11 protein-coding genes are annotated in these 13,477 nt (G+C 40.6%); 7 read left to right on the forward strand and 4 right to left on the reverse strand.

The window, feature by feature from the left end; translation table 11 throughout:
• Positions 1–109 precede the first annotated feature (109 nt).
• Both P3L40_RS09655 and tmaR read left to right on the forward strand, forming a co-directional pair.
• Positions 110–1,393, forward strand: a complete 1,284-nt coding sequence (locus tag P3L40_RS09655) for an MFS transporter (protein ID WP_004253175.1) — start codon at positions 110–112, stop codon at positions 1,391–1,393.
• Between the two features lie 124 nt (positions 1,394–1,517).
• A complete protein-coding gene (tmaR, locus tag P3L40_RS09660) occupies positions 1,518–1,850 on the forward strand; it encodes a PTS system regulator TmaR (RefSeq protein WP_004253179.1) in 333 nt (110 codons plus the stop codon).
• Positions 1,851–1,916: 66 nt separating this feature from the next.
• On the opposite strand, the gene P3L40_RS09665 is transcribed toward tmaR, so the two are convergent.
• Positions 1,917–2,606, reverse strand: a complete 690-nt coding sequence (locus tag P3L40_RS09665) for a helix-turn-helix domain-containing protein (protein ID WP_036958098.1) — start codon at positions 2,604–2,606, stop codon at positions 1,917–1,919.
• A 210-nt stretch (positions 2,607–2,816) separates the two neighbouring features.
• On the opposite strand from P3L40_RS09665, the gene P3L40_RS09670 reads away from it, so the two are divergent.
• Genes P3L40_RS09670 through P3L40_RS09680 form a run of 3 tightly spaced genes read left to right on the forward strand, consistent with a single transcriptional unit; the run spans position 2,817 to position 6,516 of the window.
• Positions 2,817–5,147, forward strand: coding sequence for a molybdopterin-dependent oxidoreductase (locus P3L40_RS09670; RefSeq protein ID WP_136134353.1), 2,331 nt, complete (start codon positions 2,817–2,819; stop codon positions 5,145–5,147).
• A 2-nt stretch (positions 5,148–5,149) separates the two neighbouring features.
• Entirely contained in the window at positions 5,150–5,698 is a 549-nt protein-coding gene (locus tag P3L40_RS09675; RefSeq protein ID WP_172412196.1) for a 4Fe-4S dicluster domain-containing protein, read from the forward strand.
• Between the two features lie 2 nt (positions 5,699–5,700).
• Positions 5,701–6,516 carry a dimethyl sulfoxide reductase anchor subunit family protein gene (locus P3L40_RS09680; RefSeq protein ID WP_136134352.1) on the forward strand — a complete coding sequence of 272 codons (816 nt, stop codon included), beginning with the start codon at positions 5,701–5,703 and terminating at the stop codon, positions 6,514–6,516.
• Positions 6,517–6,744: 228 nt separating this feature from the next.
• Here the strand turns inward: P3L40_RS09680 and P3L40_RS09685 are convergent, their stop codons facing one another.
• On the reverse strand, positions 6,745–7,038 hold the full coding sequence (locus P3L40_RS09685; protein ID WP_136134351.1) for a putative quinol monooxygenase: 294 nt from the start codon (positions 7,036–7,038) through the stop codon (positions 6,745–6,747).
• A 178-nt stretch (positions 7,039–7,216) separates the two neighbouring features.
• Here P3L40_RS09685 and P3L40_RS09690 point away from each other — a divergent pair, with 178 nt between their 5' ends.
• Positions 7,217–7,552, forward strand: a complete 336-nt coding sequence (locus tag P3L40_RS09690) for a colicin E1 family microcin immunity protein (protein WP_136134350.1) — start codon at positions 7,217–7,219, stop codon at positions 7,550–7,552.
• 18 nt (positions 7,553–7,570) lie between these two features.
• On the opposite strand, the gene P3L40_RS09695 is transcribed toward P3L40_RS09690, so the two are convergent.
• Positions 7,571–8,446 carry a colicin-like pore-forming protein gene (locus P3L40_RS09695; protein ID WP_136134349.1) on the reverse strand — a complete coding sequence of 292 codons (876 nt, stop codon included), beginning with the start codon at positions 8,444–8,446 and terminating at the stop codon, positions 7,571–7,573.
• Positions 8,447–8,656: 210 nt separating this feature from the next.
• The gene (gene rne / locus P3L40_RS09700) at positions 8,657–11,935 is read right to left on the reverse strand and encodes a ribonuclease E (protein ID WP_210853233.1); all 3,279 of its coding nucleotides are present in this window, start codon (positions 11,933–11,935) and stop codon (positions 8,657–8,659) included.
• Positions 11,936–12,478: 543 nt separating this feature from the next.
• On the opposite strand from rne, the gene rluC reads away from it, so the two are divergent.
• Positions 12,479–13,438 (forward strand): 23S rRNA pseudouridine(955/2504/2580) synthase RluC, encoded by a 960-nt coding sequence (gene rluC / locus P3L40_RS09705; RefSeq protein WP_094960422.1) that lies wholly within the window; start codon positions 12,479–12,481, stop codon positions 13,436–13,438.
• Positions 13,439–13,477 lie beyond the last annotated feature (39 nt).

Consider the following 13,477-nt stretch of genomic DNA (forward strand, 5'->3'; position numbering starts at 1 on the left):
TTAACGTTAACATTGGTGATTAACATCACAATTAATAGGTGATTTTGTGGTTTGTAATTAATGTTAACCTTAACATTTCATCAGGATAATTTTTGTTAGGTGATGAAATATGAATCGTGGTTCAAGAAAGTATTATGCCTCTTTGAGTGCATTATTGTTTTTTTTCTTTTTCACCTGGTCATCAACATTTTCTGTCGTTGCAATCTGGCTGCGTAAATATGTTGGTTTAGATGGCGCAGATACTGGGGTTATTTTCTCTTGTATTTCGATTGTGGCGCTTTGCGCGCAACCACTTTATGGATTCATGCAGGATAAATTAGGGTTACGAAAAAATTTACTATTATTTATTGCAGTATTACTGATTGCATCAGGGCCATTTTTTATGGTTTTTGGTACGTTGCTAAAATGGAATGTATTTTTAGGCAGTGCAATTGGTGGCTTATTTATTGGTATGACCTTTCACGCAGGGATTGGGGTGCTTGAGTCTTATACAGAGAGGGTCAGCCGATTACGTAATTTTGAGTATGGTAAAGCGAGGATGTGGGGCTCATTGGGTTGGGCGACAGCTACCTTTTTTGCCGGGCGTAACATTAACGTGAACCCTGATTACAATTTTATTATGGCAACTGTTTCAGGCCTATTATTTTTAGTTATTCTATTGAAATTAAAAACGGCAAATACGGATGCTTATAATAGCCTTGAACATGGCAAACCTTCTACGATAACCGTGAAAGACGCTCTACAATTGTTTGTACAACCTCAATTTTGGGCTTTAATATTATTTGTATTAGGAACCTGTATATACAGTGTATATGACCAGCAATTTATGGTGTATTTTGCTCATCAATTTCAGAATGAACAATTAGGTAATGAGATGTACGGTTATCTAAACTCATTGCAGGTTTTCTTGGAAGCAGGGGGGATGTTTTTAGCACCATTTATCGTCAACCGGATAGGTGCTAAAAATGGGTTATTATTTGCGAGTTCAGTGATGGCGTTACGCATTATTGGTTCAGGCTTAGTTGATGGTGCAATTATGATATCGATAATGAAATTACTGCATGCCGTTGAACTCCCGATTCTTTTAGTCGCGATTTTTAAATATAACAGCCTTCATTTTGATAAACGTTTGTCATCGACACTTTATTTGGTTGGCTTTAGCTGCATGAGCTCTGTAGTTGCAAGTATTTTATCGCCATTAGCTGGCTGGGGATACGATCAAATTGGTTTTGCTCATACTTATCTCGTCATGGGGGGATTTGTGATTATTACGACAATATTATCTGCATTTTGTCTCAGAGGTGACGGGACAGGTAATCAAGAAATCGGAAGTAAAGATCAGAGAAATAAGTTTGATAAAGATCACTCCGATAATTTGGTCGTTAAAGTATAAAGTGAAATCAAGTTTCAGCGGAATAATTTGATAAATATGCGAAACGGGCTTGTAACACGATAGGATTAGAATGTATTGTGTTAATAGATAATGCGTTTTGAATATTGACTAGAGGGTTTTAAACATGGACAACGCTAACAAGCCGTCTTTCCAAAATGTTCTGGAATTTGTGCGTATGTTTCGTCGCAAAAATAAAATTCGTCGTGAAATCACCGACAATGAGAAAAAAATTCGTGATAACCAGAAGCGTGTTTTGCTACTGGATAACTTGAGTGAATATATAAAACCAGGCATGTCGATTGAGGATATTCAGGCAATTATTGCGAACATGCGTAGCGATTATGATGATCGTGTTGATGATTATATTATCAAGAACGCTGAGCTTTCCAAAGAGCGCCGTGAAATTTCTAAAAAACTCAAAGAAATGGGTGAATTGCCTCGCATCGATGTAAAATAATCAACTAATAAAGCCGAGATAATCTCGGCTTTATTGTTTTTGAGTTATTATCATGAAGGTTTGTTGTTATAAATTTAGTTTATTAACTTGTTTGATTAATGCAGTTGCTAATCTTTCCATTTCATTTTCTGCAATAAATCCCATCGTCACTGCGGCAGCAACAAGCTGACCTTCGCCATTAAATACAGGACAAGCAATAGATTGCGCTCCGGGAATACCTTCTGTTGGTTGGTAACGGATAGCATAACCTTGTTGGGTCACTTTATTAATTTCGTCTTGTGAATAGGAATTGGAGCCAAATTGGCCATCAAATGCTGAATAAACCAGCCCTGCCGCACTTTTTACGACAGGCAATGGCGTGTTAGGTAAAAAGTCAATTTCAATATTTTTAAAGCTACGATTATATTTAACCAAAGAAAGTGCTTTCCCTAAGCGGGTGGCAACACCTGTTGAGACATTTTGTTCATCACGAAATTGAATCAAAGCATTATTAATAGTGTCGATATAAGAGTCTTCAGGTTTAACAAAATTGGCTAAGAAGGTTAAATTTCGGCCTAAGCCATAACGGCTAGTTTGAATGTCTTGATACAGCATTTGTGTACGGCATAGTGAAACAAGATATTTATGTAGCCGACTTTTTGATATCTCACAGCCTTTTGAAATATCCGCTGCGCGCGCAATACCTCCATTCTGAGCAATATAATTTAAAATGCTTACGGCTATATCAACAGAATTAACACCTTGCAGAGTAGACATACATAAACCACCTAAATTTAACAAGTTTGGGTATTTTACCATGAGTTGCCTTGTGCTGCTAACGACCCGACGTGACAAACAAATAATCTGAAAGCGGTAGTACGTTATTACCTATAAATAGATAGAATTATTGATGCTACTCAAGTTCACTTTTGGTGAATGAAGTATATATATAGTGAACTTTAAAAAGCAATGTCGAGGTTTACTATAATGAAAACTATAAATTCACTACGTTTGAAACGCCGAACTCTGCTCAAAGGGCTTGGTGTTGTGGGGTTGGCGAGTATTGCTCCCTGTTCTTATACACAAGAAAACAGCAATCAACCCTTACCTAAGGTGCGACTAAAATTGTCGGACTACAAAACATTTCGGTCAACTTGTGCAATGGAGTGTTTACATTGCAACCTAACTGCATATACCTATCAAGGTAAGCTGATGAAAATACAGGCGACTGAAGGGTTTAATGTCAAATGTTGCTTGCGAGGTATGAGCCGGACTAAATGGGTCTATCATGAGCAACGCATCAAAACCCCATTACTGCGAGTCGGCGAAAAAGGTAAAGCGGAATTCAAACCGATAAGCTGGGATGAAGCGCTGGATCTTATCGAAAAAAATATCAGAGAAACCATTGATAAATATGGTAATGAAGGGTTATTTATTTCCACGCATGCAGGGAATATGGACTCTATCAAGAATGATATGGGAAAAGCCTTTTTTGATTATTTAGGCGGAGCAACGAAACAGGCGGGTTCATTGTGTTGTTCAGCGGTAACAGCAGCGATGATCCCAATGCTAGGTTTAAGGTATGCAGATACCCGAGATACGATAGCCGACAGCCGCTATATCTTATGTTGGGGAAATAATCCTGCTGTTACCATGCAAGCCTATTTTAAAAATTATAACCAAGCGAGAAGAAATGGTGCTCGACTAGTGGTTATTGACCCGCGCTATAGTGAAACCGCTGCAAAAGCAGACGAGTGGATCTCGATTATTCCAGGGACGGATACGGCTTTGGCATTGGGAATGATCAAAATCATTATTGAAGAAAACCGAATAGACGAAAACTTCCTTAGAACACATACAGGCGCTGTTTATTTAGTTGACGCCAATCAGAAACAAGTTAGGCAAAATAATGACGATAAGGACAGTTATTTAGTTTTCGACATATTAAGCAAAAAATTAGTTCGTCATGATTCATCGGGTATTAAACCGGCACTATTCCAACAGGAGCTTCCTGAAGATTTGGGGTATACCACGGTTTTTGAGCAAATTTATCAACAAGCCAAAGCATGGGATGTTGCTCGAGTCAGTGAAGAAACCGATGTTCCAGCGGAAACTATCGTACGTCTTGCTCGGGATTACTCATCAATAACACCTTCAATGATTGTGCAAAATATGTCAGGAGCACAGCGAACTGAGCACGGTGCTTATGTTGCAGGAAGTCAATTCTACCTTGCATTACTCACTGGCAATATCGGTAAACGAGGGGCGGGGGTTTGTGATGCCGGTGGAGCTCGGCAAATGGCTAACTTTAGTCCAATCGTTCCTCCTGCTCCGAATGTGAAAAATATTCCACCTATTCCGGTGGCTAAAGTTGGTGATTTTATCGTCAATAAAAAGCCGCATCCGATTAATTTTTGGTGGATTATGACAATGGGGGTTATGACCCAATTACCGAATACTAACAAGGTTAGGGAGGCTCTGAAGAAAGTTCCATTTGTAGTGGTGGCTGATAATCTCATGAGCTCAACAGCGTTATATGCAGATTTAGTCCTACCTGTTACAACGATTTTTGAAGATACAAGTTTGATGGCGGGGGTACGTAGCCAATATGTTCAATTAATGGAACAAGCCGTTGAACCTGTTGGTGAAGCAAAACCCGATTATTGGATTTTCGCCCGGTTAGCAGAGCGTTTCGGCTTTGGAGATGTATTCAATAAGCCAATAGAACACTACATTGATGCCTGTTTAGTCGGTTCAGGCATCACTCGTCAAATGTTAGAAAAAGGCCCAGTACGTCCCGTAGAAGGAGACTGGATTCCTTTCAAAGACGGTATTTTTAGAACATCGACTAAAAAAGCGCACTTGTTTGTTGAAGATTGGCAAAAGAAAAATTTCTCACCTGTCGTCGCTTACTACCAAGTGACCGAGTCTGTTAAAGGTTCACCTGAATTAGCCAAAAAGTATCCATTAATGGCGGTTCAGCGCAAGTTAGCGCGTAGTGTGCATTCAAGTCATGGAATGAATGAATGGATTCTGGAAGTACAACGAAATCAGCCGAATGTTTTAATTCACCCAGAAGATGCTAAATCTAGAGGTATTCAGAATGGGGAATGGGCAATCACCTTTAATGACCGAGGAGAACACAGAGCCATTGCTGTTGTGACAACGCATATTAAAAAAGGCGTGATTTCACTAGATAACGGCTGGTGGGAGCAGCAGGGGGGAAGCAGCAGTCATGTCACGAATGACCAAGTTGAACATTTGGGAACAGGGCACTGCTGTAATAGTACGTTAGTTGATGTCAGAAGGGAGGCGTAATCATGGTTAAGCAATATGGTTTTTTGATAAATACAAAAGATTGCTATGGTTGCCGTACTTGTTCAATGGCCTGTAAATCCGAAAATGTCACCCCACCAGGGGTTTTGTGGCGTCGAGTTCGCGAATTTAATGATGACTCACCGAATGCCCAAGCATTTATTACGATGTCTTGTAATCATTGTGATGATCCTCAATGTTTGAAAGTCTGCCCTGCTGACACCTATACCAAACGGGCGGATGGCATAGTCGTTCAAGACCATGAAAAATGTATCGGTTGCCAGATGTGTATCATGGCTTGCCCATATCATGCTCCTGTTTTTGATCCTGCTGAAGGGAAAACGAGCAAGTGTAATATGTGCGCAGAACGGTTAGATGAAGGGCTACTACCAAGGTGTGTGGAGTCTTGCCCGACGGGCGCTATTGAGTTTGGTGATATTACCGAGCTACGTAAAAAGCACACGACAAATTGGGCGGTACTGGAGCAGCGCTATAATATGCCCGATCACACAATTAGTAATCCAAATATTGTGATTATTGGGATGGAGGACTAATCATGGATATTAAACATATGGAACTCCCTCTGGTATTTTTTACAGTGATGAGCCAGTGGGGGATCGGGGCAGTTCTCGCATTAACTATTTACCAAATGAAAGCCAGTCAAGAGTCCCTATTATCAGGGCCTGTATTGCGTCGAGCAGTGCTATTGATATGGTTGATTGAAGTTATTGGCTCATCGATGTCAATGGGGCATTTAGGTGTGCCTCTTGAAGCATACCGTTCCGTTTTGGGGTTAAGCCATTCATGGTTAAGCCGCGAGGCCGTGACATTTGTATTATTAAATGGCGTTGTCACGTTATGGGCTCTATCTTGCTGGTTGCAGCCCACAGTAAACATGCGCAACACGATATTAGGCTGGATAAGTGGGATTGGTGGATTAGCCGCTATACTTGTCACGGCACAAGTCTATTATCAAATGGTCGCTCACCCATTATGGCATACTCCGGCAACACAAATCGCATTTATAGGCAGTGCAATTGTCCTTGGTTTTAGTCTAGTGGCCTTATTTGTTATTGGGCAAGGAAAGCCATTACCATCGTCAATTAAAGTCGGTGTGCTTATAGGCGTTGCATTGGTATTAATCGCGCAAATCATTCGCCTGCAATTACCTGCAAGCCAAGGTGGAAGCTATTTGCTGTGGTGGCAAGTTGTGATGAGTATGCTATTGCCTTGCATTGTGGCGATGAAAGGATATAAGAAACCGCCATCGGCGATTTTAATTGCCTTAGTGATATTAGCCATATTTAGCGGTGAATTAGCGGGTCGTGCCTTGTTTTATGGAGCGGTTATGATCCAAGCTCCTTGGTTCTAAAAATCCTCGTCATATTTCGGCCTGTCGCGTTGTTGGCGTCGCACACTCGCCCTAGTCACATACTTATGTATGCTCCTAGGGCCTCGTTTAGCTTGCCGCCTAGCGACAGACCGAACTATTTAGAGGATTGATATAATTGTATTTGTTTAGGGTTATAGAGAATTAAATCCATTAATAAAAACAAGCAATTTATCAAGTAGTTAGATTTTCGTAAGTTTATAGACAAAGCTAATCACTCAAAAGCACATTCATAAACTTAAAGGTTGGTGCGGCTTTTTGATACTGGTTAATGAGCGGAACTAGGCGCTGGAAATGTTCACTAGCACAGTGGATATCTAATGCTTCTTGATTCGGCCACTCCTCGATAAAAATAAAGTGCCCCGGGTCTTTTTGGTCAACGTAAAGGTTGTAGCTGATGCATAAAGGTTCTTGCTTGGTTGCTGCGACTAATTCACGATATAGAGGCATAACTATTTCAATCGCCTCAGTTTTAATAAAATCTTCCGCAATGACTTTTAACATAATACCATCCTTTGTAATGAATAATAGATAATCACACATTAACATAAAGTAATTATTAAGTACTAATTAATCAGCAACTTTAAGATATCAATGCATACTAATAACTAGAGTTAATATGAGTTCTCATTCTCATATAGAGTTTGCTATCATATTTCATAGAAGAATAAGGAAATAGTTAATGAATAAAAAATATTATATTCAAAATATGTGTTGGGGTTGGTTTATGGGAGCCCTGTTTTTATATTCTTATTTGGGGAGTGAACTCAAATATAAGTCACTGATGTTATTTATTAGTGTTGTTGGTATTATTATTTTCCCATTTGCGAAATGGGCAGTTGAAAGCTTCTTTCTCATGTTTACCACTAGAGAATTTTGGAATAGAGGCTTATTTATGGACACAGCGGGTAAGGCTGGAGGATTAGCCATATATGGTGGTGTCGTATTTTTATTATCTATTCCAATTACGTTGGTTTTTATTATAACTCTATTTATAAGAAGATTGTCAGCAAAGTAAATAGCATCTATTTTATGGCTAAATACCAATCAAATTATTTGCTTCTTCGACTAAACTATCATTAATTAATGCGCCTATCCCTGCAATAATTAAGCCATATCCTAGTATACCAATAGGCCCGCCAAGCAATGCACTAAAAGCGAATCCAGCAAGAGCTGTAGCTGCCATTCCAGCCGCTATTGTTTCTGTTTTAACAAAAAAAGGTCTCCAATTATTAGTGTCGATTGCTTTTATTAATTCATTTGACCAATCAATAAAGTCAATTGCTCGGCTTGTGTATAACATACCCTTACTAAATTTCTTGAAATTTTTTGCAATATCTTCAGTTTTAACTGATTCTAATGCTGCTGTAATGGCTTTGCGATCTTTTGCATCAATTTTCCTACTAATATTATTGCTATACTTATTATAAGCTTTTAATGCATCCTCAACATTACGGATCTTTTTTCCTTTAGCTTGTTCTGCCATAGCTTTAGCCAATTTCTCTGCTTTTTCACCGTAAGTATTAAAAGCTTCTTTATAAAAATCAGCTGCAAATTTAACTGAACCTTTAATTTCCTCTGCTTCTTGTTTCTTTATCTCATTTAAATCCTGCTCTATTTTGGGCTTCATCATTTTGTATAATCCGCCAAAAGAGCGCCAATAAATGATAAACATTAACTCGAGCTTTCCACTTTGGTAGGCACTTAACATCTTTTTATAAGGAGATGTTTTTTCAAAACGGCAGTTACTAACCCCACAAACTCCACATATTCCTTTTGCCATCGCATTCAGAATATGGTCTGGTAAAATTCTATCAGGGGTTACATGAAGAGTCGGGAGTAGTAATACACCATCGCTTGTATATGCATGACCATTTTCCCAGCGGTCTATTTGCCTATAGTCATAATCCATAAAATTTCCTCAGTTAGTGTGCGGAATCATTAAACGTATGTACTTTGTACAGATATACGATGCATTTATTAATGACTACCCGTCAAAGGCTTTAGGAGGGTAAATTTTATTAGTATTTAATGAATTACAATAAGTTAAACGTTTTTATAGCCATAAAAAAAGCCCTGATAGTTTCCTATCAAGGCTTCTGTGTTTTAAAACTATTTAGTTTTAGTGACTAGATGGTTTTGCCATTGCAGAGGTTGCTACGTTTGAAGCAACATGACCACCTGCGCCGCCTTTACCTTCAAAGGTTGAGGCTTCACGCTGATACTCAGTGATCTCAAATGGTGCAGCAGCACTTGCAGGTGCGGGCGCTTTTGTCATTGGAGAATAAGCATGACGTTTATGTAAGCTGACCGCTGGGCTGCTTACTACCGTTGCTGGTTCAGCTACGGCAACAGGTTCGATAACTTCCTCGACACTGACTACCTCGGCTGATGCCGTGACAGAAACTTGAGGAAGTTGTATTTCTTCAACGACTTCATTGACAATAACAGGCGTTGTTTGTTCGCCCGCAATAGAAACGCTTTCAACCACTTCTGTTTGAGCTATTTCAACCTGTGGCTCAATAACTTCAGCCACTATTTCTACAGTCTCTTTTACAGCTTCGACGGTTTCAATTCCTTGCGAAACATCAGTTTTCTCTTCGACAACAACTGGAGTTGGTTCGACAATGCGTTCAACAACTGTTGCTTCGTTAACTAATGGGGTTTCTTCTACATTAACCATTTCTGTAGTGGTGTCTTGTACCTCGTGTTTAACCTCTTCAGCCACGACTGGAGAGACAATTACGTGGCTTTGTGACGCGGTAACATTTGAGGTTTCAGCTACAGAAGCTTCATTAACACTTTGTTGTTCAAGCATTTCTTCATTGGTGATGATTGCCATGCTTTCTTGTTGAGGCTGAGCAATCGGGTAATGAATAAATACTTTGCCAGACGCAAGCTCTGGTGAGGCAACGGCAGCGATTAATGGCATTGGTGATTTAGTTAAATGGCGCTCATCACGGTAGCGACGACGACGTTGACCACTGACACGCAAGTGACGAGGTGAACGACGAGAACGACGTGGAATGATGGTGTCTTGTTTTTCTTCACCATCAACTTGAGCCACGGCTTCTTGACGCTCTTCAGTTTGTACTTCACCTTCAGTTTGGTTCACAGATACCGTTGGTGCAGGTAATGCTGCAACTGGCTCAGTGGTTACTTCAGGTGCCGTTTCAACAGGAGTAATGATTTGTTCGCTATCAGTAACACGGATTTTTTGTGCTAATTGGCGACGTTGACGACGTGGGGCAACCGGACGTTGTTCTTCTTCCTTTTCCACCGCATCTTCGACATGACTTTGCTGAGCATCTTGTTGAGTTTTGGCCACTTGCTGTTGACGTTTTTCGTCTTGGCGACGACGACGCTCAGCACGTTGTTCGCGACGTTGCTGCTGGTTGTCACGATTGTTAGACTCAGTTGCTTGCTCATCTTGCTGGCTCGTATTTTTATTATTACGGCCTTTATTACGAGTGTTCGCATCATCCGATGACGTATTACGGTTATTGCGATTATCACGGTTGTCACGATTATCGCGTGTTTCATTTTCATCGCGATCACGACGATTATTATTACGGCGATTATTATTGCGACGATCATTGTTACGGCGGCGGTCATTATTATTGCGGTTTTTCGGCGCTGGTTTCTCAACCACTTTTTCTTCTTCACCAAATAGGTTCTTGAAGAAAGCCGCAATTTTGCTGAACAAACCTGGGGATGCAGGTTCAGTTGCCACTGATTTTACTGGTGCTTTTGTTGCAGTTTCTTTTGGCTTCACTGTAGACATGTCTACAGGCTCTTGCAGTGCAAAAGCTGAAATTGCAGGTTGCTCAGGGATTTTACGCTCAGCGGTAGTCTCGTCACTTTGTGTCAAAGTGACGGTTTCGTGATATTGAGCTAAGTTATAGCTTAAAGTATTTACCTCTTCACCTTTACGAATGCGGATCACATGGAAGTGAGGCGTTTGCATTTGGTCATTAGGGACAATCACAACGCGAACATGGCTTTGGCGTTGTTCGATATCACTAACGGCTTTACGCTTTTCATTCAATAGGTAAGATGCAATTTGTACAGGAACAATGGCATGCACTTCGTGAGTATTTTCTTTCAGTGCTTCTTCTTCGATAAGGCGAAGAACAGACAGGGAAAGTGATTCGTTATCACGAATGGTTCCCGTTCCTGAACAGCGAGGGCACACGTGATGGCTGGATTCACCTAACGATGGGCTCAAGCGCTGACGTGACATTTCTAATAAACCAAAACGAGAGATGCGTGCAATTTGAATGCGAGCACGGTCTTGGCGTACAGCTTCACGTAAGCGGTTTTCTACTTCACGTTGATGCCTAACTGGCGTCATATCGATAAAATCGATAACAATCAAACCACCTAGGTCACGTAGACGTAATTGACGTGCAATTTCATCAGCCGCTTCTAAGTTAGTATTGAACGCAGTTTCTTCGATATCGCCACCACGTGTTGAACGTGAGGAGTTGATATCGATAGCGGTCAGAGCTTCAGTGGTATCAATAACTAATGCACCACCTGATGGCAAACGAACTTCGCGTTGGAACGCAGATTCGATTTGTGATTCAATTTGGTAGTGGCTAAAAAGTGGAACATCGCCACTGTAGTGTTTGATTTTGCTTGCAAAATCACCACGGCCGATAGCTTCGATATGGTTGCGTGCCATTTCGACAACTTTCGGGTTATCTATTAGGATCTCACCGATATCTGGGCGTAGATAATCGCGGAATGCACGAACAATAACGTTACTTTCTTGGTGGATCAAGAAAGGTGCAGGGCGGTTTTCAGCGGCTTTTTGAATCGCTTCCCAGTGACGTAAACGGTAGAGCAAATCTTGTTGCAGTGATTCTGCAGATTTACCCACACCCGCGGTGCGAACGATTAAGCCCATGCCGTCTGGAATTTGTAAAGAAGACAGCGCTTCTTTTAGCTCAGTGCGGTCTTCGCCTTCGATACGACGTGAAATGCCCCCCGCACGTGGGTTATTTGGCATTAAAACGAGGTAACTTCCTGCCAAGCTAATGAAGGTGGTTAATGCGGCACCTTTATTGCCACGCTCTTCTTTATCCACTTGAACAATAACTTCTTGGCCTTCTTTTAACACATCTTTAATGTTAGGACGGCCTTGGGAGTGATAGTTGCTTGGGAAGTATTCACGAGCGATTTCTTTGATAGGAAGGAAACCGTGTCTTTCAGCGCCATAGTCAACAAAAGCAGCTTCAAGACTAGGTTCGATGCGAGTGATTTTACCTTTGTAAATATTGGCCTTTTTTTGCTCATGACCGGGACTTTCAATATCCAAATCATAGAGGCGTTGCCCGTCAACAAGGGCAACACGCAACTCTTCCTGTTGAGTTGCGTTTATTAGCATTCTTTTCATGTTATTACTTACTCATTATTTTCTTTTAAATAAAGAGCAGCGAAAGAAAGAGCTACTGTAAACCGATGGCCTCGTGATTTTTACAAAACCGTCTGCCTCGCGGCAGTCGTTCGTATAGAGACGCGCAGTATTCGGTGAACCTGATTTTTAGATTAAAAATTCAGCGTTCTTAATCAGGATGCCGTAAGTTATTAAAGAAAACGGAAGTTCCTAACCCAATAAGCCAAAATTCGTTGCTCGCTAATTTATTTGATGTTGCTAAATGTCTTACGCCATTGCTGCACTGTTACGCCATCAAATAAGAAATCCTATAAAACGTTAACTTTCGTTTTTTAAACATCTTAGCAACTTCATATTATTCCATTGCCATAGGCATTATAGCAAGTCGATACGGAAGTTATATGGAAATTTTATTTAGAAATAGGATAAATCATGCAGAAAATAACCAAATTAAAAAAAAAGATAAAAAATTTTGTGGAGTCGGTATGATAGGGAAAGCGAATAAGAGCATATTTTAATCAATTAGAGTTAACGCATTCCCGAATGAATACACAAAATCAAGTTCAATTTATTGACATCAGCGATGACGAAGCTGGGCAACGTATCGATAACTTTTTGCTCACTAAACTTAAAGGTGTACCAAAAAGTATGATTTATCGCATTATCCGCAAAGGGGAAGTGCGTGTTAACAAGGGGCGGATAAAGCCTGAGTATAAATTAGTCGAAGGGGACCAAGTCCGCGTTCCTCCCGTTAGGGTTGCTGAACGGGAAACTACACCGGTTTCGGCTAAACTGGATAAGGTCGCTGCATTAGCGAATTGCATTTTATTTGAAGATGACGTTCTCTTAGTGCTGAATAAACCATCTGGTACTGCTGTTCATGGTGGAAGTGGTTTAAGCTTTGGCGTTATCGAAGGCTTGAGGGCTTTGCGACCCGAAGCGCGTTTCCTTGAATTAGTCCATCGCTTGGATAGAGACACTTCTGGGATTTTGTTAGTGGCGAAAAAACGTTCTGCACTTCGCGCACTACATGAACAATTGCGTTTAAAACAAATGCAAAAAGATTATTTAGCACTCGTAAGAGGTAATTGGCAGTCCCACATGAAAGTTGTTCAAGCTCCTTTACTGAAAAACATTCTACAAAGTGGTGAACGTGTCGTTAAAGTTAGCAGCGAAGGGAAGCCATCAGAGACACGCTTTAAAGTGGAAGAGCGTTTTGATAATGCAACTTTAATAAAAGCGAGCCCTGTCACAGGGCGTACGCATCAGATTCGTGTGCATACTCTCTATGCAGGGCATCCTATTGCATTTGATGACCGTTATGGTGATAAGCAATTTGATAGCCAACTGGCCGGAACAGGTTTAAACCGCTTATTTTTGCATGCGAGCGCACTGAAATTTACACACCCTAAAACGGGTGAAGAGATGCGTTTGCAAGCTCCATTAGATAACCAATTGAATCACTGCCTAAAAATATTACGTAGTCGTAAAGCAGAAAAGTAGGTTATTTAATTAACTGGCAGGTATTTCCTGCCAGTTAAC

Source organism: Providencia sp. PROV040 (genome assembly GCF_032706145.1).
In the GTDB taxonomy this organism is placed as follows: Bacteria; Pseudomonadota; Gammaproteobacteria; order Enterobacterales; family Enterobacteriaceae; genus Providencia; species Providencia hangzhouensis.

Bases quoted from the DNA above. Each gene is read 5' to 3' on its own strand.
- P3L40_RS09655 (WP_004253175.1), top strand. From the start codon at position 110: ATGAATCGTGGTTCAAGAAAGTATTATGCCTCTTTGAGTGCATTATTG.
- tmaR (WP_004253179.1), top strand. From the start codon at position 1,518: ATGGACAACGCTAACAAGCCGTCTTTCCAAAATGTTCTGGAATTTGTG.
- P3L40_RS09665 (WP_036958098.1), bottom strand. From the start codon at position 2,606: ATGTCTACTCTGCAAGGTGTTAATTCTGTTGATATAGCCGTAAGCATT.
- P3L40_RS09670 (WP_136134353.1), top strand. From the start codon at position 2,817: ATGAAAACTATAAATTCACTACGTTTGAAACGCCGAACTCTGCTCAAA.
- P3L40_RS09675 (WP_172412196.1), top strand. From the start codon at position 5,150: ATGGTTAAGCAATATGGTTTTTTGATAAATACAAAAGATTGCTATGGT.
- P3L40_RS09680 (WP_136134352.1), top strand. From the start codon at position 5,701: ATGGATATTAAACATATGGAACTCCCTCTGGTATTTTTTACAGTGATG.
- P3L40_RS09685 (WP_136134351.1), bottom strand. From the start codon at position 7,038: ATGTTAAAAGTCATTGCGGAAGATTTTATTAAAACTGAGGCGATTGAA.
- P3L40_RS09690 (WP_136134350.1), top strand. From the start codon at position 7,217: ATGAATAAAAAATATTATATTCAAAATATGTGTTGGGGTTGGTTTATG.
- P3L40_RS09695 (WP_136134349.1), bottom strand. From the start codon at position 8,446: ATGGATTATGACTATAGGCAAATAGACCGCTGGGAAAATGGTCATGCA.
- rne (WP_210853233.1), bottom strand. From the start codon at position 11,935: ATGAAAAGAATGCTAATAAACGCAACTCAACAGGAAGAGTTGCGTGTT.
- rluC (WP_094960422.1), top strand. From the start codon at position 12,479: ATGAATACACAAAATCAAGTTCAATTTATTGACATCAGCGATGACGAA.